The 24238-nt window shown below is 41.4% G+C and carries 23 protein-coding genes; 2 read left to right on the top strand and 21 right to left on the bottom strand.

The window, feature by feature from the left end:
- Positions 1-4: 4 nt before the first annotated feature.
- Genes BM398_RS09950 through BM398_RS09910 form a run of 9 tightly spaced genes read right to left on the bottom strand, consistent with a single transcriptional unit; the run spans position 5 to position 9784 of the window.
- Positions 5-1195, bottom strand: coding sequence for a glycosyltransferase (locus tag BM398_RS09950; protein WP_092337521.1), 1191 nt, complete (start codon positions 1193-1195; stop codon positions 5-7).
- 11 nt (positions 1196-1206) lie between these two features.
- The gene (locus BM398_RS09945; protein ID WP_092337520.1) at positions 1207-2496 is read right to left on the bottom strand and encodes a glycosyltransferase family 4 protein; all 1290 of its coding nucleotides are present in this window, start codon (positions 2494-2496) and stop codon (positions 1207-1209) included.
- Between the two features lie 2 nt (positions 2497-2498).
- The gene (locus BM398_RS09940; protein ID WP_092337519.1) at positions 2499-3416 is read right to left on the bottom strand and encodes a glycosyltransferase; all 918 of its coding nucleotides are present in this window, start codon (positions 3414-3416) and stop codon (positions 2499-2501) included.
- A 5-nt stretch (positions 3417-3421) separates the two neighbouring features.
- Complete coding sequence (locus BM398_RS09935) at positions 3422-4600, bottom strand: EpsG family protein (protein WP_092337518.1); 1179 nt, start codon at positions 4598-4600, stop codon at positions 3422-3424.
- Positions 4597-5409 (bottom strand): glycosyltransferase, encoded by an 813-nt coding sequence (locus BM398_RS09930; protein WP_092337517.1) that lies wholly within the window; start codon positions 5407-5409, stop codon positions 4597-4599. The genes BM398_RS09935 and BM398_RS09930 overlap by 4 nt, the downstream gene beginning before the upstream one ends.
- A gap of 23 nt (positions 5410-5432) precedes the next feature.
- Positions 5433-6614, bottom strand: coding sequence for a YveK family protein (locus tag BM398_RS09925; RefSeq protein WP_092337516.1), 1182 nt, complete (start codon positions 6612-6614; stop codon positions 5433-5435).
- Positions 6615-6674: 60 nt separating this feature from the next.
- Entirely contained in the window at positions 6675-8081 is a 1407-nt protein-coding gene (locus BM398_RS09920) for a sugar transferase (protein WP_092337533.1), read from the bottom strand.
- Between the two features lie 15 nt (positions 8082-8096).
- Positions 8097-8843: a glycosyltransferase family 2 protein gene (locus BM398_RS09915; protein WP_092337515.1), complete on the bottom strand. Its 747-nt coding sequence runs from the start codon at positions 8841-8843 to the stop codon at positions 8097-8099.
- Complete coding sequence (locus BM398_RS09910) at positions 8843-9784, bottom strand: glycosyltransferase family 2 protein (protein ID WP_092337514.1); 942 nt, start codon at positions 9782-9784, stop codon at positions 8843-8845. The genes BM398_RS09915 and BM398_RS09910 overlap by 1 nt, the downstream gene beginning before the upstream one ends.
- A 182-nt stretch (positions 9785-9966) precedes the next feature.
- Between BM398_RS09910 and gmd the strand changes: the two genes are divergently transcribed.
- Both gmd and BM398_RS09900 read left to right on the top strand, forming a co-directional pair.
- Complete coding sequence (gene gmd, locus BM398_RS09905) at positions 9967-11058, top strand: GDP-mannose 4,6-dehydratase (protein WP_092337513.1); 1092 nt, start codon at positions 9967-9969, stop codon at positions 11056-11058.
- 24 nt (positions 11059-11082) lie between these two features.
- Positions 11083-12024, top strand: a complete 942-nt coding sequence (locus BM398_RS09900) for a GDP-L-fucose synthase family protein (protein ID WP_334292780.1) — start codon at positions 11083-11085, stop codon at positions 12022-12024.
- Positions 12025-12273: 249 nt separating this feature from the next.
- On the opposite strand, the gene BM398_RS09895 is transcribed toward BM398_RS09900, so the two are convergent.
- From BM398_RS09895 to recD2, 12 genes are all read right to left on the bottom strand, one after another.
- Positions 12274-14076, bottom strand: coding sequence for an LIC_10190 family membrane protein (locus BM398_RS09895; protein WP_092337511.1), 1803 nt, complete (start codon positions 14074-14076; stop codon positions 12274-12276).
- A gap of 30 nt (positions 14077-14106) precedes the next feature.
- On the bottom strand, positions 14107-14559 hold the full coding sequence (locus tag BM398_RS09890) for a divergent PAP2 family protein (protein WP_092337510.1): 453 nt from the start codon (positions 14557-14559) through the stop codon (positions 14107-14109).
- 32 nt (positions 14560-14591) lie between these two features.
- Positions 14592-15467, bottom strand: a complete 876-nt coding sequence (gene rfbD / locus BM398_RS09885; protein ID WP_092337509.1) for a dTDP-4-dehydrorhamnose reductase — start codon at positions 15465-15467, stop codon at positions 14592-14594.
- Between the two features lie 127 nt (positions 15468-15594).
- On the bottom strand, positions 15595-15858 hold the full coding sequence (locus tag BM398_RS09880) for an HPr family phosphocarrier protein (RefSeq protein WP_026656610.1): 264 nt from the start codon (positions 15856-15858) through the stop codon (positions 15595-15597).
- Complete coding sequence (glmM, locus tag BM398_RS09875) at positions 15859-17208, bottom strand: phosphoglucosamine mutase (protein ID WP_026656609.1); 1350 nt, start codon at positions 17206-17208, stop codon at positions 15859-15861. It abuts the gene before it with no gap.
- 14 nt (positions 17209-17222) lie between these two features.
- A complete protein-coding gene (locus BM398_RS09870) occupies positions 17223-18548 on the bottom strand; it encodes a CdaR family protein (RefSeq protein ID WP_092337508.1) in 1326 nt (441 codons plus the stop codon).
- Positions 18545-19405: a diadenylate cyclase CdaA gene (gene cdaA, locus BM398_RS09865; RefSeq protein ID WP_026656607.1), complete on the bottom strand. Its 861-nt coding sequence runs from the start codon at positions 19403-19405 to the stop codon at positions 18545-18547. The genes BM398_RS09870 and cdaA overlap by 4 nt, the downstream gene beginning before the upstream one ends.
- 17 nt (positions 19406-19422) lie before the next feature.
- On the bottom strand, positions 19423-20364 hold the full coding sequence (locus BM398_RS09860; RefSeq protein WP_092337507.1) for a hypothetical protein: 942 nt from the start codon (positions 20362-20364) through the stop codon (positions 19423-19425).
- 1 nt (position 20365) lies between these two features.
- A complete protein-coding gene (locus tag BM398_RS09855) occupies positions 20366-20761 on the bottom strand; it encodes a hypothetical protein (RefSeq protein ID WP_026656605.1) in 396 nt (131 codons plus the stop codon).
- 9 nt (positions 20762-20770) lie between these two features.
- A complete protein-coding gene (locus BM398_RS09850; protein ID WP_092337506.1) occupies positions 20771-21178 on the bottom strand; it encodes a flagellar protein in 408 nt (135 codons plus the stop codon).
- A 19-nt stretch (positions 21179-21197) separates the two neighbouring features.
- Positions 21198-21965, bottom strand: a complete 768-nt coding sequence (locus BM398_RS09845; protein ID WP_092337505.1) for a ComF family protein — start codon at positions 21963-21965, stop codon at positions 21198-21200.
- On the bottom strand, positions 21949-24207 hold the full coding sequence (recD2, locus tag BM398_RS09840; RefSeq protein WP_092337504.1) for an SF1B family DNA helicase RecD2: 2259 nt from the start codon (positions 24205-24207) through the stop codon (positions 21949-21951). Before recD2 ends, BM398_RS09845 begins: the two co-directional genes overlap by 17 nt.
- Between the last annotated feature and the right edge of the window lie 31 nt (positions 24208-24238).

Raw genomic sequence — 24238 nt, 5'->3', positions numbered from 1 at the left:
TTCCTCATTCCAGGCAATCCCCTTCGGCCATTGCACGAAGGATGCTCTCAGGTTTTATAATTTCCGCTTTACTCATAGGTCCGATATCTGCAGGTCTCGGAACAGCTCCGTCAATATACTCTCTGCAAAATCTGACAAATTCCATGGATGCATTTTTTGCATTCCAGACCTTTTCTATAGTATCATATCCGTTTTTCGCGAACTGCAAAATTTTATACTTTTCTTGGAATAAAGACAATACCTTTTTCTTAAAATCATCGCAATCGCCATTCTTGTAAGAAAGCCCGTTTTCTCCGTCCTTTATAAGAAACGGTACGGATCCCGCCTCTTTAGAAGCAACGACGGCGCATCCGCATTGCATAGCTTCATTCACAACAGCTCCCCATCCTTCCAGATAGTTACTTGTGAAAAGAAAAATATCCGAATCTTTCATGTGTGTTGTCACTTCTTCAGGTTTGAGATTTCCCAGAAAGCTGACATTCGCTGAGAGCCCTGCATCTGACACGGATTTTTCAAGCTCTGCTCTCATATATCCGTCACCTATCATTTTAAGCTCGTAGTCATATCCGAACTTCTCCAGCTCTTTACATAGTTCAATCGCAAACTCGGGATGTTTTAATTTTATAAATCTTCCCGCCCAGCAAAGCCTTATCTTATTGTCAGTCTCGCTCACTTTGAAACTTCTGTCTTTTACATCCGGATAATATCCCCACTTCAGCATCTTACGGGGATATGCATGAATAAGCTTAAAGTCCGCAGAAACATAAGCTCCTGCGCATAAGAGGTACACAGGCTTTTTACGATATCTTATATGTTCGTCATACTTCTTCAAAAGCCCTCTCGGAGTAAGCCACTTTATCCTGCTTCCCCTATAGATTCTCTCACTTACGCGAAAAGCAAGCTTACCTGACGCAAGTCTCCTTCTCTCAAGCTCTGACGTGATTCCTTCCGTCCATCCGAAAATCACGACATCACTGTTAAGAATAAGATCTTCGCAGTATTTTCTATCCTCGTAAAAAAGGGAAACATACGGATAGTCTTTTGGATTCACAGCCCATCCCATAGTGATTCTCTTTTCCTCCATTGGCATCGCCTGGACAAAATGAAACTCAACATCCTCAAACAGGCTGCTCATAGCATCGCAAAAGGGAATCTGATGATGATTTATGTAGTTTGACACAAATGTTATTACCACAGATCTCTCCCTTATTTTCTGCAAATCGCATCGTAGATTTCAAGAAGTCTCTTGTAATTGGTATCGGCGTTGTGGGTCTTAGCGGCGCGCTTACTTGCATTGTCTCCGTAAACGGCTGCAATAACCGGCTCATCCCACATCTGCAAAATTGCTTCCGCAAGTTTCTTATAGTCCATATTATCAAATATAACGCCGTCCATTCCATCCGTGATCATATCAGGAATACCGCCGGCGTTAGCCGCAACGACAGGAACTCCCAGAAGCATCGCTTCTCCGACGGAATTGGGCGAATTCTCAACAACAGAAGTACATACAAACACGCTACTCTTCAAAAAGCGGTTCTTCATTTCGACATCCGACAATGTACCGACCATCGTAACTTTCTTTCTGAGCCTGTTCATCGCGATAAGTCTCTTAAGATATTTGCCGTAAGCGCTTGCACGCATAAAGTACGGATACTTGCTCTTACCTCTGCCGATTATGTTGTTTCCGGCAACATACACATGCGCATCGGGATATTTCTTAAGTATAATCGGCATTGCCTGAAGTAAAAAGTGAAATCCCTTAAGCGGATAATCTCCCTGTGAAAGGAAGATGCTGTGAGGAATAGTCTTCCTCTCTTCCCATTTACCCGAATAAAAACAAGGTCTCATGGTCTCATTCATAGCAAAATACTCTGCATCAGGATTAATACTGTAAGAAGCCTCTTTGTCAAACGTTGTTCTTCCCGTCACATTTCCTGTGAGCAAAAGAATTTCCTTCTCATTTTCAGCTCTTAATCTGAATTTCTCCTGCTGCTGAATAAGCGAATCTTCTTTCAGTCTGTCTCTAAAAGTTGTGGATTCCTGCACTTTTCTGGGAATCCCGGCCATGTAGGCTTTGGCAATCTCTGTGCAGACTCCCTGTATCCCGACAAGGCTCCTCTCAGGCCTTCCAAAAGCTCTAAGCGCTGCAAGGGCATGTGGAAACTCGGTTCCGAAAACATGCATCATGTCCGGCTCAAAATCTTCAATTATCTGTTTAAATCTTGTTTCCAGACTCGCATCATAGTTTTCAGGATGTGCAAGATCCTCATTAAAGCCGTAATAGGTTATTTCATCAACAATTTCTTTTCCCTCGGACACAGGTCCTTCCGAAGGAAATGCGATACCGAGAGTTATTTTTCCCTCGGATGTCGTATTTTTCTCTTTTTGAAGCCTGTCAAGGCAGCCTGTAAGCCATCCTTCCCTGACCGAGTATTCAATTCCATGCGCCTTGGCATAGGCAGGGAGCATGATATTACAGACCCATAGTATTTTCAAATTTATTTCTCCTTAAGCCTGTATATTGCACTTTTTATCTTGTTATATATACCGGCTGTAATTTTATTCTCCGCGATGGCAGTCCTTAACTTAGAAAGAGTAAGCACTCTTATAAGGTCGTACTTCCTTATCTGCGCACCTGTGAGATAGAGCTTTATGATCTCTTTTCTCTCCTCTTCGGAAAGCTTCTTGTTCTGATCTGAGAAACCTCCGCCTTCATAATCGGCAACTATGCGCGGAATATAGAAAGTGCTTGCTTTGTCTCTGTAATAGCACCTAAGGAACTGCTCATAATCCGCTCTAACCTTGTACCTGAGCTCAAAAGGATTGTTATATACAAGTCTCTCATCATAAAAGCAAGCCTGATGAGAAGGCAAATTCCTGTAACATGCATGATCGTCAATCTTAGGATTTGAATGAATTCTGTTTCCCGTTGAACAGTCGAATATGTCTCCGTAATAAATCGCAGGAAGAGTCGTGCCCTCTTTGGCATTTCTGTCTACGATCGCATCGTGAACATCCCTAAGAACGTTCTCATCCCTAAATGTATCTCCGCAGTTTAAAAAGAAAATATAGGCCGGTTCTTCACCCGCTCTAAGAAGCTTTACTTTTTCGGTGTTCTCCGCATCCTGATCGATTGCGCGCTGGTTTATTATCTTTTCCTCAAGATAAGATGCAGCAATGTTCATCGCATGATAAATTCCCGAATCACAGCTCTCAACAAGAATCAGGTCTTTTCCGATATCATATTTAGCCTTTAATTTCTCTATCGAACCGTCCGTGGACATTCCATCCTTAACAAGGATGCGATACCCTGTATAGCTCTGCCTTCTGACACTCTCAATCGTATCTATGAGCTTGTCTCCGGCGTTATATGAAACCACTATTATATTAAAAAAAGTTTTTTTCATTTCATTCATAATCTTTAATACCCTGTCTCAGAAAGAATCGGCGGCATATCATCAAACATTATAGTCGTATACGGAAGTATTCTCGTTCCGTTCGCAGGCGCTATCCTCTTCATAAATATCGCAAAATACATAAGGCATCCAAGCATAACCAACATCGTACAGATTTTTCTTTTCTTAGGATCCTTAACACCCAGTAAGAGCGCCGGAACAAACAATACATGTGTTATCGTAAGATAATAAGATATTCTCGAAATCACTTCATCCGTCAAAAACGCCGCAAACACATAAAGCGCAAGTGACATTATATTACAGTGGAAAAAGAAAATATTCTCCCTGTTATCCTTTATAACATCTCTGTATAAATAAATCGACGCCGCAAGTATAAGCGCGCATCTTGCAATACTGATATAGCTGTAATGTATCGGCCCCGCGATCATTCTGTCATAAGTAGCCGTTCCCTGATAATCGGAATAAACCTTAACCGCAATTTTCGCATATATCGGCCTCAAAAAGAAACACGATACGCCCAATGCCGCTCCCAAAGCATACATCCACTTCTTCCAGTCTATCATCGCGATAGGATATAACACCAGAATTATCAGAAGTGATTTGTGAAAAAGAGATCCAACTGCGATCATTAGTATGAATCTCGGAAAATCTTTTTTCACCAAATGTTCTATTGAAAGCAAGGCTATTCCAAGCCCGAAATAATAACGCACGGTACTTAATGATTGAAAGTAAAAGCCAAGCAACATGAACATTGCAAATGACACTTCAAACCACTTACTCTGTCTCCATATTCCTTTCATAAAAAAAAGAACTGTAAGAAAAGCAAATATAGCAAATACCAAAACATAGTTCTCAAATCCGCAGAGCTTATAAATAACATATGTTAAGGCTTTAAATCCCTCTTCTTCCGGAACTTTGGGAGTCCAGCCGTCTGACTTTGAGTTAATAAGATGCATATGCTCAACATACGTTGCGTAGTCGTTTCCAACGTTCAGCCTAAGCGCCGACACTGCAAACAGCCCCAGAAATATAGCCGCAAGTACGATAGCATTTATGGCATCCTGCCTTGTCATCCCCCTATACAGACCGATACGTCCGCAGTCCGTACATTCGGATACGGTATTCTTTTTTACCAAGAGAAGCAGCGCAAGTACAACTGCCGTCAATGTAAAATATACTATCATTTTACCTTCTTAAGTTCCCTTCCCTTCCCGATACCGTCGGAAAGAAGCCTGAAACACTTAAACAATCCCTTCTCCGCGCACATCTCTTTTCTGTATTTGAAAAGAAATCTGAAACCGAGAATATCTGCGAGGTTCCCATATAAAAACGCATACAAGACACCTCTGTCATAAAAGAACTTATCCGTATAGCCTTCAAACCAAGTGGATTCACCCGCTTCTTCATGTCCAAGAGCCACGGTAGTTCTGAATATCTTAAGTCCGGCTTTTAAACAATCATGTAAAAAAAGACTGTCCTCGCCGTTCATATAAGGCGCTCCGCCTCCGAATAAAAGAGAATACTTTACCCCACTGTTCATGAGCTTTTCTCTTCTTGCAGCGATCGCATATGCAGGATATCTGCCGTAGTTCTTCCACGTCACCTGCGCAAAATCGGCATTCCAGTATGTTTCCCTCCCTTCCTGGGCCTTTACGTTAAAAAGGATCAAATCCGCCTCAGGATGATTGTCGAACTCCTTTATGATCTTCTCCGAATAACCGTCGTCATAGATAATATCATCGTCGCCAAAATGTATCAGTTCGCTGTCAGCCTTTGATAAAGCAGTATTTCTCGAAAGTCCGACGCCTTTTTCACACCTGTCAAATGCGCGGATTGTCTTTGCCCCGACTTCGAAAGTCTCATCTTTTGATGTTCCTTCCGTTCCGATCAGCTGATTTACTATGACTGCATCCGTCTCAATATTCATTTTATCCGGGAGTTTGTGCACATCCTTATTAACGGATGACACCAATATCTGCAATCTTCCTGACATAGCCTCTTTCGCTTATCTTCTGTTTATTTGATGCCGTAATATCTCTTAATAAATTTAAGATCCGCACGCGTGAATATAATTCCAAGCACGGGACATTCGATCTTTTTAAGCTGTGAGATCAAATGCTCCGTCATTGCCGCATTTTTCTTCCCGTAAGGAACTGCAAGGATTGCTCCGTCTGCTGCCCCTATTTCTGAAGCTGAAATCGCTTTTACTTTGGAAAGTTTATTGTCATACTCACTTCCGAGCGACTTCTTAACCGACTCAAGATCTTTTTCGGAAAAAGATGCATCGTCTGTCGCATCGGATGAGATAAAAAGCAAGTTCTCTTTATCTGCCGCATACTTATCATAAAGCCCTGCAAGTTCGCCTCTTAAAAGGTCACTGACTTCGTTTCCCGCAAATACCGTTCCAAGCACGGGACATCCGTATCTTTTCTCGCAATCCTCGGGAACATACACGGCTTCATCAACAGCATCCAGTAAAAGAACTGCAAAGAACGCCAGAACAACCGCAAGGATTGCACCAAATACAATCGCCACACCCATCCTGTTGTCAGCCTTCTCAAGATAGACATCACTTTTTGACATACATACTATTGACTCAAAAGCTTTTGACTCATTGTAAGTCGGGTAGCTTTCAAGGCTTTTAATGAATGCATCAGTCAATTTTTCTACAAGTTTTTTATCAGTCTCATTTATCGTAACAAGGAGAAAGCGCTCGTTTGAGATTATATCTCCTTTTACATTGATCTTGGATTCATCCTTTATAACATCAACTCCGACTTCTTCCAAAGCCTGTAACTGATTGGAAATATCAGGTCCGCCCGCGGCTTCAAGGACTTTCATCCTCTCCTGTGATATATCTACGCCCTCTTCCTTCAGGTTTTTGACCAGTTCAAGAAGGAAATCGTGATCGTTAAAAATAAAGTTGGTCCATGTAGCTCCGTTATACCAGTCAAGTACTCTCTCACCCTCAGCATTGCGGATATAAGCATCATCTGAGTATGTAAGATGGAATCTTGCCTGTGCCTCGTATCTTCTCTCAGGTCCGAAAGTTACCGTCACAAGATAATAGATTCCTCCGGCAAGGATCGCGCCAATAAGCGCGGCAATGGGAAGAATCCATATTTTTTTAAGGAACCTAAGGTAAAAACTCCTAAGATTCAAGGTTTCATCGGTATACTTAACTTTGTTTGTGTCCATGTATTTTTGTCTCCGTATGCAGATACAAACCTGCTCTGTGATTCACAATCTATTTGCGCATCACGAGTTCTTCATTGCTGTTGTCTGATCGTCATCAACACCTTCCGTGCTGTCAGGTGTGATCATGATCTTTGCAGTAAGCAGAAACAGTTTGATATCAAGCCAGATAGAATAGTTTTCTATGTAGGTAAGATCAAGCTTAAGCTTATCATAAGGAGTAGTATTATATTTACCGTAAATCTGCGCATAGCCTGCAAGTCCCGCTTTTACCCTTGTTCTGAAAGCAAACTCGGGCATCTCCTCAAGATATTGCTTAATGATCTCGGGTCTCTCGGGTCTCGGTCCGATAAATGACATATCGCCCTTCAGGATATTAAATAACTGAGGAAGTTCATCCAATCTGCATTTTCTGATAAAGCTTCCTACAGGCGTAATTCTTGAATCGTTCTTGGAAGCAAGTCTTGCTACACCGTCTTTCTCAGCGTCAACTCTCATACTTCTGAATTTCATTATCTTAAATTCACGTCTGTTTATAGTACATCTAACCTGTTTATAGAGAACAGGGCCTCCGTCGTATGCTTTTACTGCAATTGCAGTGATAAGCATAAATGGAGAAGTAAGAATTATAAGTACAATCGCAAGTACTATATCAAAAAATCTCTTTATAAATCTCTGCTCGATCTTAATTGAATAGTCTCTTAAAAGAAAAACAGGAGAATCAAAAAGGTGAAGCTGCGTCGAGCCTTTAAGAAGAACGTCTGTTATTTTTGGCATGACATAAATTCTCTTACTGTTTCCGTAGCAGAATTTAACCAGTCCGTTTCTGTACTGATTCGGCACATCCCAAATGATTATTCCGTCGTAATCTCCAAGACATTCTTTATATATCTTATCTATTCCCTCAGATATATTTACCTTTTTGATGATACGATATTTGTCTTTTCTGGTGTTGAATTTTGCAATGATGTCATCCGCCGCATACTCACCATTTATGAGAAGAAGTTTTCTTGGCGGAAATATAGACATATAGATAAAGTTTGTGATATATGCCCAAACAAATGATAGCACCAGCTGAATCAACAACATCTCAATCATGGGAACTATATCCACAAAACCAATCTTAATAATTATATATAGAGCGTATGTTATGAAGTTTACTATAAATAATATGAAAATCTGAGACAAAAAAACGTCCATCGGTTTAAGATAGCCTATTTTAAGACCACCGTATGCATTGGACAAGATAAGCAACAATGCAAAATAAAACGCCAAAATATATACATGACCCCAATGAACAAAAACAAGACCTCTGCCCATATACTGATCTTGCGGTCCTTTTCTAAACTCATTCAAGATTGGATAATAGGTACTAAACCAATACCACGCGTAAATCCCGGTCTGCATGGCAAGTCCTATAGCCCCCAACAGCAAAACCAAAATTCTTTTTACAGATTCAATGTGTTTCATATAATCCACAGACACTTAAAGCCTTCTAAGCGTTGCTCTCAGCGCCCATCCTCCAAAATAAAATAATGACTCCAAAACCGAAAGATTAGCTATATTCCTGTAAAGGAACCAGATTCTCTCTATTGCGACAAACTTATTTGATGAAAGAGACTTTGGCGGTCTTCTGTATATTGCAAGATTTTCATCCATACCGTATCCGATTATTCCGCTCTTAAGTATTCTCCACCATGTAGCAGTATCTTCACTCGGAACATCCGGCATGTGGATTATCTCCATGTCAATCTTCTCGGTATCAAACATTACAGTACTTGTAAAAATAACTGTTCTTGAAAGTGCCTGTCTGAACTTCATCGTCTCGGGAACATGTACTATCTTTCCCGTAGGTCTTGCGAGTTCGTTTCCAAACTCATATGAATGAAAAGCAAATGATGCTCCGGTTTTTTCCATAAAAGCTATCTGCTTCTCCAGTTTATCCGGCATCCATACATCGTCTGCGTCCAAAAATGCAATATATCTTCCTGCCGATGCATCAATTCCCGTATTGCGGGCTTCTGCAGCTCCTGCATTTCTTTCTTTTCTGATGAGCCGGATTCTCTTTCCGCTTGATTCTATGATATCGGATATTATCTCAGCGCTTTTGTCCGACGATGCGTCATCGACAAGAATTAGTTCCCAGTCTTTGTAGGTCTGCTCGCATACCATGTCGATAGTTTTTCTGATATATCTTGCCGCATTGTAAACGGGTACTACTATACTTACCATTAAATTTCCTCTTTAACTATATATAAGGGGCGCTTTTTTACTTCAAGATATGTCTTTGAAAGATACTGTCCCAATATTCCAACACATAAAAGCTGTACTCCGCTGGCAAACAAGATAATACACACCATTGAAGCCCATCCGAACACATCGTGAGGATCCCCTCCAAAAAAGCACTGTCTCACAATTATAAAAATAATAAAAAACAAAGCGACGAAACAGAGCATTACTCCAACAAATGAAGCTACCGCAAGTGGAATCGTAGAAAAAGCCACTATACCGTCGAGAGCATATTTAAAGAGCTTCCAGAAAGACCATTTTGTCTCACCCTTTCTTCTCTCCACGTTTTCAAACTCGATCCACTTATTCTTAAAGCCTACCCATCCGAATATACCTTTGGAAAAGCGGTTGTATTCCTTAACAGACAGTACCGCGTCAACAAACTGTCTGGTCATCAATCTATAGTCTCTTGCGCCGTCAACAATCTCAGTCTTGGACATTTTGTTAATCAGCTTATAGAACATCCTTGCAAAAAATGATCTGATCGGAGGTTCACCTTTTCTGTTAACTCTCCTTGTAGCTACGCTGTCATATCCTTCTTCCTCAACAGCTTTATACATTTCAGGCAAAAGCGCCGGCGGATCCTGAAGATCGCAGTCCATTATAACAACGTAGTCTCCCGCAACTTTCTCAAGCCCGGCATATATAGCCGCCTCTTTTCCGAAATTTCTGGAAAAGCTGACAAGCTTAACACGTTTGTCCTTGTTATTAAGCTCTTTTACCATATCTACAGTCTTATCCGTCGAACCATCATTTACATAGACAAGCTCAATATCGACATCCCGCTCTTTGAAAAAAGCTTCGTTCTTCATTAGTTCGTCGTAAAAATCCTGTATATTTTCCTGCTCGTTATAACAAGGAACTATAACGCTCAAAAGTTTCATAATTTTTCTCCAAATCGTCCTGTCTTAAAAATGTATAAATGCGCAGTCCTAATCAATATTTTACACTCAAAGCGCCTGTCTTTCAACGAACAAAAATTTGATGTGCCATGTTAAAAAGTGATAAACTATGATAAAATAAACACTTAATGAGAAGAAATTATCATAAAATTTAGGAGTATTACATGGATAAAATCGCACTTATTACAGGAATAACGGGACAGGACGGTTCTTACCTCGCTGAGTTCCTTCTTGAGAAAGGCTATGAAGTTCACGGAATCATCAGAAGATCATCTGTAGATTTCCGCGAGAGAATCGCTCACCTTGAGGGTCAGCCTCATTTTCACCTTCACTACGGAGATCTCGGTGATTCAATGAGTATCCTTGGTGTCGTATCCAAGGTTCGTCCTACTGAGATTTACAATCTTGCGGCTCAGTCACACGTTCAGGTATCTTTTGATTCACCTGAGTTCACAGCTGACGTTGATGCTACAGGCGTTTTGAGAGTCCTTGAAGCCGTTCGTCAATGCGGTCTTACCGATACCTGTAGAATATATCAGGCATCCACATCCGAGCTTTACGGAAAAGTTGAGGAAGTTCCCCAGAACGAGAACACTCCTTTCCACCCTTACAGCCCTTATGCTGTTGCAAAGCTCTACGGATACTGGATTGTCAAAGAGTACAGAGAAGCTTACAACATGTTCTGCTGCTCAGGTATTCTTTTCAACCACGAATCAGAGCGTCGCGGAGAGACATTCGTTACACGTAAAATCACTCTTGCCGCATCAAGAATTGCCCAGGGCAAACAGGATAAGCTCTATCTCGGCAATCTCTCAAGTCTTCGTGACTGGGGTTATGCAAAAGATTATGTAGAATGTATGTGGCTCATCCTTCAGAATGACAAGCCCGAAGATTTTGTTATCGCAACAGGCGTACAGCACTCTGTTCGTGAGTTTGCACAGCTTGCTTTCCACTATGCAGGAATCGAGCTTGAGTTCAAGGGCGAAGGTGCTGATGAGAAGGGTTATGACAAAGCTACAGGCAAGGTACTCATCGAAGTATCACCTGACTTCTACAGACCTACAGACGTTGTTAACCTTTGGGGAGATCCCACCAAGGCAAAAGAAAAACTCCACTGGAATCCTCAGACAACATCTTTCGAAGAACTCGTTAAGATCATGGTCGAGCACGACATGGCTAAGGTTGCTGTCGAAAGAGCTAACGAGCATGTTGAATTTAATCTCGCAGAGTTCCTTGAAAAAGGAATTGATAAGTAATTAGAGAAAGAGGCGCATATCATGATGGAGAAAAATGACAAAATATATGTTGCAGGCCACAGAGGAATGGTTGGATCCGCAATCGTAAGAGAGCTCAAAAACCAGGGGTATTTCAATATAGTTACAAGAACCCACAAAGAGCTTGATCTTACAAGACAGGATGCTGTTGAGAAATTTTTTGAAGAAGAACAGCCCGACTACGTTTTCCTTGCAGCTGCCAAAGTTGGCGGAATCATGGGTAACTCCGAAGCTCTCGCAGATTTCATGTATGAGAACATGATTCTTGAGATGAACGTTATCCACGCAGCATGGAAGAATGGATGTAAAAAGCTTGAATTCCTCGGATCATCCTGCATATATCCCAGAATGGCTCCTCAGCCGATGAAAGAGGATTGCCTTCTGACATCTTCTCTTGAGAAAACAAATGAAGCATATGCTCTTGCTAAGATATCAGGACTTAAGTACTGTGAGTACCTTAACAAGCAGTATGGAACCGATTATATTTCCGTAATGCCCACAAACCTTTACGGACCTAATGACAACTACCATCCCACTCACTCTCATGTTCTTCCGGCTCTTATCAGAAGATTCCATGAGGCAAAGGAACAGAATCTCCCCTACGTTACATGCTGGGGCGACGGAAGTCCTTTGAGAGAGTTCTTATATGTAGACGATCTCGCAAACCTCTGTGTATTCCTTATGAATAACTACAGCGGCGATGAGACTGTCAATGCAGGTACGGGAAAAGAGCTTACGATAAAAGAGCTCACAGAGAAAGTCGCTTCGATCATCGGCTACACAGGCGAGATCAGATGGGATCCATCAAAGCCGAACGGAACTCCCAGAAAGCTTCTTGACGTATCAAAAGCCAAGGCACTTGGCTGGACCTACAAAACTGAGCTTGATGACGGTATCAAGCTCGCCTACAAAGATTTCCTCGAAAATCCTATGCGTGCGGAGCGCTGATGCGCGCTATGATGGCCACAGGTATATTTATCCGAATGGGTGAGTGTACGGCTGCGCAGTGATTTTTATAATTTCAAAAGACCGGAAATGCCTCCTTTCGACGTTGCTCAGAACAGTCGGCATTTCCGGTCTTTTTCAATTTAAAAATCATCTTGCTCGTCCAAATGCTCCCATATTCGGATAAATGTACCTGTGGCTTCTCATTAGCCGAGCATTCAGCTTGCAATAATTCTTATTTTTCCTCGATGCTTAATTTGCTTTTTTGAATCCATCTTCTATTCTGTCTCCTCTGAATTCCAGCTTCCCTGTGAGGTTTTCAGGAGAGGATGGGAAGTGGGTATAACCTACACGGTCGCCTTCTGAAGGGTAATAGAAGGTAACGTCGTTTACTTCGTAGGGTTTAACTTCGTATACTCCGTAATCCTGTTGCTTTAGGAGATACAAAGGATTGAATCTTTTTTCGGCTTCGGCGACGAGGTTTACGCCTTTTAATGTAAGCCATAGAAGCACTACGGCGGTGAAACTCTTGAAGAATACTTCTTTTTTGCGCTTATCGAGTTTGTTTATAAGAAGGATAACTACTCTACCAAGTATGACTACGGCGGTAAGCAGTGCAAATACGATGCCGTATCTTATAAGCGGAGCGCTTGCCATCCAGAAGAGGAAGCATATTATCATTGTTCCTCCGATAGCGAAAAAGTCGCCTGTTCTAAGCATGCTTCGCATATTGATATCAAAGATTTTTCCTTCGATTTTTTTATCCCCATATGTTCCTTCCTTGGCATCCACTAAAATATAGTGGATTGAAAGAAGTACATATATCAAAATAGCCACAACATCCAGAATAATGACCATTTTATTAAAGGATGAAAGATCCGAAAACCACTTTGGAAACCACTCTGTAAATGACATATGTGCATGATTCGGCACATCGGAGAATCCCCTTCCGAAGGTCTTTATCTCAAGTGCGTCGTATTCCGCAACGCCCTTTGGAATTTTCCAATCAACATTAAAAAGATCTATTGCAGTCACAGGATACATGAGCCATCCGGATATGATCACATTTCTTACGAAAAACGGAATAGAAATTGTAAGGGCACCTAAAATTGATGCATAGAATACCTGAAGTTTGTGCTTTGTCCTGTTGCTCAAAAGTCTGTATATCGGGATGGTAGCAATCAGCATAAGCGGTGCTGCAACGAGCTTTATCGTTGTTGCATAGACGCTTAAAAATGTCAGGAATATATACGGCACATATGAATGTTCGCGTCGCACATACAGATCAAGCCATTTGATCACAATATAAAATACCAGCGTTGCAACAAAGTAGTCTGATGCAGGTGCAACCATCTCATCAAATATTCCAAAGAGATAGTAGATCGCAGCAAGTCTTGCAAAATCAGATATTATGATATTTCCTCTTCGTATAATGCTCTTTAACTCAACACATTCCCACGCAAGGACAAGTGCAAAGAATCCCGCCATAACATGGTAAGACCGATCAAGTTGCAGGAATTTCATGCTAAACAGCGCCGAAAGCGGAAATGCAGCACTGTTATAAGCAAGTCTTACGTGAAGATTTCCAAGTCCTTTTATTACCCCGTACTCTTCTATCCACCTGATAGCCTGCGCATGATAAAGGTCGGAATCATAATGCATGATTCCGCTTGATGTTCCGTAAGCCATCAAAAAGAAAACGACCAGGTAAAGTATTCTGCTTTTGTATGAACGGAGAATTCGAAGAAGCATCCTGAGTTCTTCACTCATTTTATCTCTGTAAACAACACCAAAGATACAAGCGAAGAACATTAAAAAAACATGACAATTTAACTCGACTTTGTCAAATATACTCCAGATCTGTGCATAAACTGTTGAAATCATAACACCGCTCATTATGTAGCCGGTGTGAGAATGAAATCGGTAGGCTTTTTCACTGCTTTTTTGCGTAGCTTTACCACGCTTTGAAAAAGACAGCATAATATTTATGAAACCGTATCCTATCAGGTATGTTGTTACAATGACATACAACCAAATAAGAATAACTGATAACATGCTGCAACTAGCCCCCGATCCATTAGATAATCAAATAGTCATCAAATAGCCTATCAATGTTCCAAGCAAAGCTCCAAAGAGAACCTGCATAGGAGTATGTCCGACAAACTCCTTGAGCTTCTCTTCTACAGGTATATCCTTATCAAGCTGAAGGAACCAATCCATCATATTGTTAATAACCTTAGCCTGAATGCCCGTCTCCCATCTTACTCCCATTGCATCGTGCATTACGATAAGCGCAAGAACTGCCGAAATGGCAAACTCAAAAGAACTTGCTCCGTACAACACGCATGTTGATGAAACAACTGCCATGACCGTAGCAGAATGCGAACTGGGCATTCCGCCGTCACCCATAAGTCTCTCGGGATTAAAGCTCTTATTTACAACCACATATAATATTGTTTTAAGTACCTGTGCAACAAACCATCCGCTGCAAGCAGCAACCAATACTTTGTTACCCAGTATGTCATTCCAAAACTGCATTCAAACCTCTATTTTGCTCAATTTCACTATTATTACAAAAGTTCCTTAAGGTACTGCTCAATTGCATCGTGCCAGTCGGCAAACATGAAGTCTGTTGTAAGTTTCAACATATAATTCTCCAAGATGCTGTATGCCGGTCTGGGTGCGGACTGAGGATTCTTTGCCTGATATTCCGCTGTGGTCACATGATTGACCTTAGTTTTCTTTCCTGCAATTCTGAAAATTTCTTCTGTGAAATCAGCCCAGTTTGTATCGCCTTCGCATGTTCCGTGGAAAATTCCGTAATTCTCCGTATTCATAAGATAATGAATAGCTTTTGCAAGCTCAGTTGTGCTTGTAGGATTACCAAGCTGATCGTTTACAACGCTTATCTCGTCGTGATTCTCAGACAACTTAAGCATTGTCTTTACAAAGTTCTTGCCGTCTCCGTAAAGCCATGCAGTTCTGATAATAAAGTAGTTTTTCGCAAACTGCTTTACAAACTCTTCTCCGGCAAGTTTTGTCTTACCATAAACACTCACAGGGCCTGTAGCATCAAACTCTGTGTACGGCTTTGTTGCATTTCCCGCAAATACATAGTCTGTAGATACATGTACAAGCTTTGCACCAACTTCTGTAGATGCTATAGCCAGATTTCTTGGTCCAATGGCATTAATCTTATATGAGAGATCAACATCACTCTCCTGCTTATCTACTGCGGTATATGCAGCGCAATTTATCACTGCCTTGGGCTTAACGTCCTTAACAAGCTTAATTACGGAATCAACATTTGTAATGTCCAAAGGAATAATTCCCTCTCCCTCAAACACATCGGTATTTACGATCTCATATTTTCCTGTTGCTCCAAGTTCCTTGTTTATCGCTCTTCCAAGCTGTCCGTTACATCCCGTAACAATTATCTTATCCATCGCTACTCCCTTTTACTTCCTGTATAAATAAATCTTGTAGTTAACTCAGCAAACGGACGGCATAACTGCCGTCCGCCTTATATTCTTGTCAATCTGCGCATGTGACACATATTATCACATGTACGGCTTATTCGCCAAGTCCTCCCTCGATTGCTTCAACCATTGCACTCATGGCTTCTTCTTCATCGGGGCCTTCACAATTAAACTCAAGTTCGTCGCCACATTTAACGCAAGCGCCGAGAACACTCAAAACACTTTTTGCATTGGCAACATTGTCGCCGTACGAAAAAGTTATATGTGATTTAAAATTCATAGCCACTTTACAAAGATTTCCCGCAGGTCTCAAGTGCAAACCTGTAGGGTTTGTAATGACTACCTTCTTACTAACCATTTATAACATAACCTCCTCGATCAACTTCGCAAGCTTTTTAGCTTCTTCATCAATCTTAGTCTGCTCCTTACCTTCGATCATTACTCTTACAAGCGGTTCTGTTCCCGAAGGTCTTATAAGCACTCTTCCGTCCCCCGCAAATTCTTTTTCAAGTTCTGCGATAGCACTTGCAATCTCAGGATATTCCATGAACGCATCTTTCTTGTGTGTAGGAACATGTGCGTTTACCAATGCCTGAGGCATTACTTCCATAACTTGTGAAAGCTCTGAAAGCGGCTTGCCTGTAACTACCATAACTTCAAGAAGATGCAAAGCCGACAACAGACCGTCTCCGGTAGTATTGTCATCGAGGAAAATGATGTGTCCCGACTGCTCTCCACCAAGGTTTGCGCCGATCTCTTTCATATGCTCAAGCACATAACGGTCACCGACCTTAGTCTTATCAACCTGGATGCCTTCTCTCTCAGCCATCTTAAAAAATCCAAGGTTACTCATTACAGTGGCAACGATTGTATTCTTGGCAAGTTTACCGTTATCCTTCATAAACTTACCGATAATAGCCATTATCTCGTCACCGTCAACCATCTTACCTTTTTCATCAACAGCAAGGAACCTGTCAGCGTCTCCGTCGAAAGCAAGTCCGATATTTGCCTTCTCGGTAACAACTCTTCCCATAAGCTCTTCCATATGAGTCGAGCCGCATCCTGCATTAATGTTGGTTCCGTCGGGATTGTTATGGATCACAACCACTTCTGCACCTAACTGCCTTATTGCCTCAACAGAGGTATAATATGAAGCACCCTCAGCACAATCCATAACGATCTTCATTCCTGCAAGACTGATATCAACTGCTCTAAGATTGTGATTTATATATTCTTCTTTTGCATCACTTCTGTTCTTGATCTTGCCGACTCCTGCACCGGTAGGCATCTTAACACCTTCCATGTTGTTCTTGATAAGTGCCTCGATCTCATCCTCAAGTTCATCAGGAAGCTTATAACCATTTGCATCAAAAAACTTTATCCCATTAAATTCCATAGGATTATGTGAAGCCGAAATAACTACGCCGGCATCAACTCTGTATTTTCTTGTAAGATATGCAACGGCGGGAGTAGGGATAACTCCTACATTTACTACATCTGCGCCTACAGAACATGCACCTGCCATAAGTGCACTTGCAAGCATATCTCCCGATAATCTTGTATCACATCCCACCATAATGGTCGGTCTGTGGTTAACTTCTTTTGAAAGAACATAGGCTCCTGCCTGTCCAAGCTGCATTGCAAGAAGCGGTGTCAACTCATCATTTGCTACGCCTCTTACACCATCTGTTCCAAATAATCTGCCCATCGAAATAACCTCATTTAATTAGTTTTATTAACACGAACGTATACTTCAACGTCGTCCGAAGCTTTAACCCCTTCAGGAAGGTTGTTCCATTTAACCTTTGCGCTGTAAACACCATCTCTCAGTGTTTCTGTGCCATTTTCTTTGATTAACTGCGTAGCGTCGACAGAACCTTTTAAAGTATTCTCATCAACAGCTGCAAGCGCAGAATCCATACCAAGAAGAGTAAGCGCTACGGAATCATATTCATTGGTATCAACTTTAATATCATATCCCTGAACAGGGTTCTCAACACTGATATTCTTTATATCAACCGCAAAGTTTTTGGATGATAACTTACCGATACTTACCACTACCGTTGCTTTTGCTTTTGAATCCTCGCCGAAACGAACGCCATCGGGAAGATATTTATCAAGTTCCACGGTATAGTTAAGATCCTGTGTTCTACCCGCTATATCAAGCTCAGAGTCGTTTATCGTGATCTCTTTTATCTTAGATATAACTTTTGAATCACCTGCTATCTGAATCTTATCAGGCGTACTCACTGTTCCGGTAACCGCATAACCGTCTGCGGGTTCTCCCGATACAACGCACTTGATCGGCACAAATTTACCTTCAAGTATCTCAACTTCCGCCCTTACAGTGGGTTTTCCATTATTATTTATAATCTTTACACGTGAAGCATCAACATCATTTGTCTCGACAACTTCATCGTTCTTATCACGAAGTACGATATTGGCGGTTACGTTCATTGTACGTGTAAGCCCCGCTACATCTATCTCCGCTGTTGCTTTCGTAACATTGTTGACCACCGATTCGGGGCCTTCTATCTTAACCTGATCAAGCTCAATTGCCTTATCACCGACAATATATTTATCATCGGGATGTCCGATCTGAACAGGCTTGAGTTCAAGCGTCTTGCTTATCTTCTTTTCAACGTTGTACTCCAGCTTATCGTTACTTAACTCTATATCCACGATATCTGTACCGTTGTTATTCTCTACCACTGCTTCAATAGGTATTGCTCTTACTGTGCTGTCGGTACCTTGAACAGGCAGATTTTTCAAATCCGCTACCAGTTTTATATCATTGTTGGTCAATGTATCAACTATAGATTTCTTTCCTTTGACCTTTACACTCTGGCTAAGGTCTGATGAATCCACTGCCCATCCGACAAGATTATTATTCTTTAAATAATTACTGTTATCGACAATCCTGACCTGAACATCTCTGATCTGCCTTGAAATCTGAGGGTCCTGATTATTTGTCACAGACAACCATATAACACCAGCAAATACCAGCGAAGCAAGCTTAAGCCCAAAATTTGACATGATCTTCTTCATCTCTTCACCCTGGCCTTTCTGGCAAAGTGCTTAATATGCGTTTCTTCCGCATGCTTGTTCTGCAAGACCTTAAGCCTGTCTCTTAGTCTGTCACTGTCGACAGATTTATCGAGTTCGCCTTCATATGCAACGCTTATCTTTCCTGTTTCCTCGGAAACAATGATAGTAAGTGAATCAGTCACTTCAGATACACCGATACCCGCACGGTGTCTTGTTCCAAGTTCTTTACCAATTCCCATGTTATCTGACAAAGGAAGGTAACATGTCGCGGATACAACTCTGTCTCCGCGTATTATTACAGCACCGTCATGAAGAGGTGTGTTATGTTCAAAAATATTTATAAGAAGCTGACTCGTAACAATTCCGTCAACAGCTATACCTGTTCTCTCAAATTCTGCAAGTGAAAAATCCTGCTGAATAACAATAAGTGCTCCCGTACGAACTTTTGACATTTCGACACAGGCCCTTACGATCTCATTAAGTGTCTTATCAGAAAAACGCTCCTGGAACTTCATATCTCCAAAGAAGAATGCATTCGAGAAGAAGTTCTTTCTTCCAAGCTCTTCCAACGCTCTTCGAAGCTCAGGCTGCAATATAATAACTACTACTATGATGATAACGTTAAAGAAATTTCCAACAATCCACAATATTGTATTCATCTGGAAAAATTCCGCAAACAGGATGAATGCAATAATGACTATTACGCCTTTAAGCATAGACCAAAGTCTGGAGTTTTTTGCCCACAACAAAACATGATAAACCAGAAACGCGATAATAAGTATCTCCAGAATATCAGTAGGTCTCACGGAAGGTATACGAAACGCTTCAAGATCAAAAAACTGCTGAACTGTTTCCATATCAATCCTCTAAAAAATCACCTATGCTGATCCATTGCACGGTTGATCTTCTTAACCTTCCTTTCCGGCGTAGAAACTGTAACCTTTGGTACCGCCTTTACATAATAATAATATTCATCATCTTCAAACTGAACTTTCTCAGTCCTGCTGTAGTCCAGATTGAATGCAAAAAACTCAACCACAAACATGAGAAGTGCGGAAATAATTGTTCCGACAACAACTCCGCCGAGAGACATCTGTGTATCGTAGATAAGATCTCCGATCATAGTACACATGATAAGTGAAACGGCTCCGGCAATTATTGCAATCTTCCATGACTTATCAACAGAAGATCTGCGAATAGCGTATACAATAGCGATAGTTATTGAAAATGCAACTATCGAAACGATCATTGCTTTATCACCCAACAGTCCTGTTATTACAGACTGGAATGCATTGGCAGCTTCCTCTACACCCTCACTTCCGAAAGACTGTGAGTTCTTGGAGAAGAAAGCAAGCATATATGAAATGATAAGTCCGAATGACACGGACACCATTGATGTAGGGCCACCCAAAAGTCCCATAGCCAAAGGCATCACATACGGTATATGCATAAAGAAAAACAGCGGGGTCAAAAGAACCGCAAGTGTATCTTTAGGCGAGAACCTGAAATACAACAAGAACATAAGCACAAACACTATAAGTGCGAAAAGTGCGCATTCCGAAGACAGTTCAAAAAGATGTCCCGTGATAAATAACGCCGCGATAAATACTATGCAATTAGGCGTGAGAATAGAACACAGCAGCGATGCCATCAGAACTATCACAAAATTCTTAAGGCTGTCCATGTATCCCAATTTGCTGTTTATTATGCAGATTGTGATAAGTGCCAAAAGGAATTTCCACGCGTAGCTAATGTAAACCTCGTTTTTGATATAAAATTTTTTGATATAAATCTTTAATTCTAATAATGAAGTCATGTCACTGTTCCTTTTCGTACATTCTTGCCAGTTTCTTTAAATTTTCATAATATGCTCTCATACTCCTTCGCATTCTGGAATAGCGATAAGAATATATTATATATGAAGCAAGCGAATACACGCCAACAAGCAGGAGGTAGTATATTAGCCACCTCCTGCCGGTTGCAATAAGATTTTCCGTATTATATACATCAGATAACACTTTTTCAAAATCGTATAAGACATATGCAGCGATAAATACCGCGAAAACAATCGTTGCACTAATAAGCGACTTTATAACATTAAAAGCCACGTAATCACTCTTAAAATAAGAGTTTATCGCGTCATTATTTTTTCCTTCACGATCAATAAATGCAGCCATCTTGGTCATCAAAATGACTTTCTCTTCATTTAACATCTTTGCTCCTTAAGTATCCAGGAAACGCATTCCGGCTTTGTTGTCTTTCTTAATCTGCTCCTGCATCACCGGTTTAGGCTTTGCGAAGCTTGTTGCCAGATTGTTTGCCATTGATGTCTTACATTTAGCACAGAATCTTCCTGTTAAAATTGACGCTCCGCAATTCTCGCATTGAAGCTGAATTGGTGAGTGTTCTGAAAACATAAGCCTCTCTTCACGTATCCACTGTTGAATCTGCTTGGAGGAAACCTCATTATCGTCTGCGATCTGCCTGAGACTTGCGGTGGGATTATCCTGGATGTACTGCTTAACCTTCTGGAAATCCTCTTCAATAGCCTTCTTACACTGATCGCATATCGTAGGACCACCGATATGATTGAACATTTTGCCACATCTGGAACAATTTCGTAAGTTCATATACATGACCTCCGCTAGACTATGTAGTTTGCCCGATTGCGAGTGTTAAAAAATAAACTTTTTCAGCTCCGGCCAATCTTAACAAACGGGCAATCTCATCAATGGTACTTCCCGTTGTGTAGATGTCATCGATAATAAGTATGCACTTAAATTTTACATCATTTCGTTGTATATTAAAAGCCTTTTTCAAATTATTGCGCCGCCCGCGGACATCCAGATTCTTCATGGGCAAAGTGTTTCTGCTTCTTTGAATAAGGTCTGCCCTCATTGGTATATCAAGCATTTCAGACACTTTCCTTGCATAGACCTCAGCCTGGTTGTATCCTCTCTCTGCCTCCTTACGCGTATACATAGGAACAGGCACTATCAGATCGATGCCAAGACCGGAAAGCTTCTTACCAAGAGCCTTTTTGGTTGCCCTTGCATAAAAATCCGCATATTCCTGCCTCCCCATATACTTGAATCTGTAAACAGATCCGGAAACACTCCTATATTGAAAAAGAGAAAAACCTCTGTCATACGCATGCTTCATTTTTGCACAGTCATCGCAATACTCTCTGTCAGCATCCGCACCCGTAAGTCCTTTCCCACATTTTATGCATGTCGGAGCTTTTACAAACTTGATTTTTTTTATGCAGCCTTCATGAATAATACGCCCTCTTTTTATCCTGCCGTTTCTAATCTCAAAAGTATTTAATATTCCGTCGCATACAGGACATCTTCCCGGGTAGACAATTTCTTTTACCACACAAAATATGTCTTTTATTTCTTTAGTTACTGTCTGCATCAAATATTTCTTTTATCCTATCCGCAAGTCCCGTATATCTCTTAAGCTGCTCTTCATTTTCCGTCATCTCGCAGAGCGTCTTACTGCTTCCGAGGACGCAGACCGTGCTCCTGGCTCTTGTAACAGCCGTATAGAGAAGGTTCCTGTTAAGAAGCATCCTGGGGCCGCCAAGAATAGGCAGAATAACCGCCGGATACTCACTGCCCTGGGACTTGTGTATCGTTATCGCATAAGACAGTTCTATTTCATCAAGCTCGGAAAAAGGATACCTTACTCTTCTGTGTTCGTCAAATTCCACTACGATATCCTGAGAATATTCATTTATTTCTTTGACAATTCCCATATCTCCGTTGTACACGCCCATTCCGGAATCAACAGGAATATTATATTTGCCGACAACTTCCCACTTTGCCTGATAATTATTCCTTATCTGCATTACTTTGTCGCCCTCTCTTATGATGAGGTCGCCGTATGCATGCTCTTTCTTGGAAGAATCAGGCGGATTCAGATATTTCTGAAGAACGAGGTTAAGCTGTATCGCACCGAGCGGACCTTTTTTCATCGGCGTAAGAACCTGAATGTCATATGGCGAAGCTTTGACATATCCGGGAAGTTTATCCCTTATGAGCTGGATCATATGCTTATATATGACATCAGCGTCATTTCTCTCCAAGAAAAAGAAATCCTTACTCTTATTATCAAGAACAGGCTTCTCTCCTCTGTGGATTCTGTGAGCATTCATTACAATGTCACTTTCCTCCGCCTGTCTGAATATCTTCTTAAGAAAGATCGTAGGAAACTTGCCACTTGATATCAAATCCCCGAGAACCTGTCCCGGTCCTACGCTCGGAAGCTGCGAACTGTCGCCAACAAGTATCAGGTGAACTCCGGGCACAAGCGCCCTTAGAAGTGCGTTAAAAAGATGCGTGTCAACCATGGACATCTCATCGATTATAAGTGCATCCGTTTCAAGCGGATTATCTCTGTTCCTCTCAAACTTTACGCCCTGGCGTCTCTCATCATCCTCGACCTGGCCTGTAACTTCGAGAAGTCTGTGAATCGTCTTTGCTTCGTAACCCGTAGCCTCAGTCATACGCTTAGCTGCACGTCCTGTGGGTGCTGCAAGCATGATATCGAGCCCTTCCGAAGCATAGTAGTTTATTATGGTATTTATTGTAGTGGTCTTACCTGTTCCCGGACCTCCGGTTATTATTACCACTCCGTTTGCAATACTCTTTATGACCGCATCTCTCTGAAGGTCGTCGAGCTCGATTCCCTTTTTGTGTTCAATTTCCAAGATGCGTTTTTTATAAAGCTCCTCTTCCTGAGGGCCGATTTTTTCCGATATATTAAGATCATGCAGCATCGCTGCACATCCCTGCTCCTCATAGAAATATGAAGACGCGTACACATTGTCTTCACCCTTACACACAAGCTTTTGGTCCATGATAAGGTTTTGGATCTGCGTCATTATGTCATCCGTATCAATCACATCCTCCGGACTATTCTGTAAAAGAAGCGATGTCTTATATGCAAGCTCTTTCATGGGAAGATAAGTATTTCCATCCATCGTCCCCTGCAAAAGAGTGTACATAATACCACTCCTGATCCTGTACTCTGAATCTACACAAATACCAACTTTTTCCGCAATATCATCTGCTATTTTAAATCCGATTCCGGCTATGTCATCCGCAAGCTTGTACGGATTTTCTTTAATAATCCCGTAAATCTGCGTTCCGTACCTGTTGTATATCTTGACTGCCATAGCATTTGTTATTCCATACTGCTGCAAAAAGATCATCGCATCGCGCATTTCTCTTTTATCCGCCATCTGGATAGATATATCAATTGCCTTCTTCTCGCTGATCCCCTTGATCTCAGCAAGTCTTTCAGGCTCATCTTCTATTATTCTGAAGGTATCCGATCCGAATTTTTTGACGATCCTTGCGGCAAGAGCTTCTCCTATTCCCTTTATCGCTCCGGACCCTAGATATCTCTGCATTGAGACCGCGTCGTCGGGTACAACTATCTTGTAAGAATCAACTTTGAGCTGATGGCCGTAGACAGGGTGTTCAACATACACTCCCTCCATCTCCAAAGTATCTCCGACATCCGCATCCTTGAAATTTCCTATGCAGGTGATCTCATCATCTTCCGTGACAATATTAGCCACCGAATATCCATTTTCCGCATTTCTGTAAATAAAATGCTCAATATATCCCTTAACGTTTTCTTTTTCCATAGTGAATAGTATAGCATAAGAAAAAGGATCC

This window comes from Butyrivibrio sp. M55 (genome assembly GCF_900116865.1).
Classification (GTDB): domain Bacteria; phylum Bacillota; class Clostridia; order Lachnospirales; family Lachnospiraceae; genus Butyrivibrio.
This window is presented reverse-complemented; position numbering and strand designations above follow the sequence as displayed.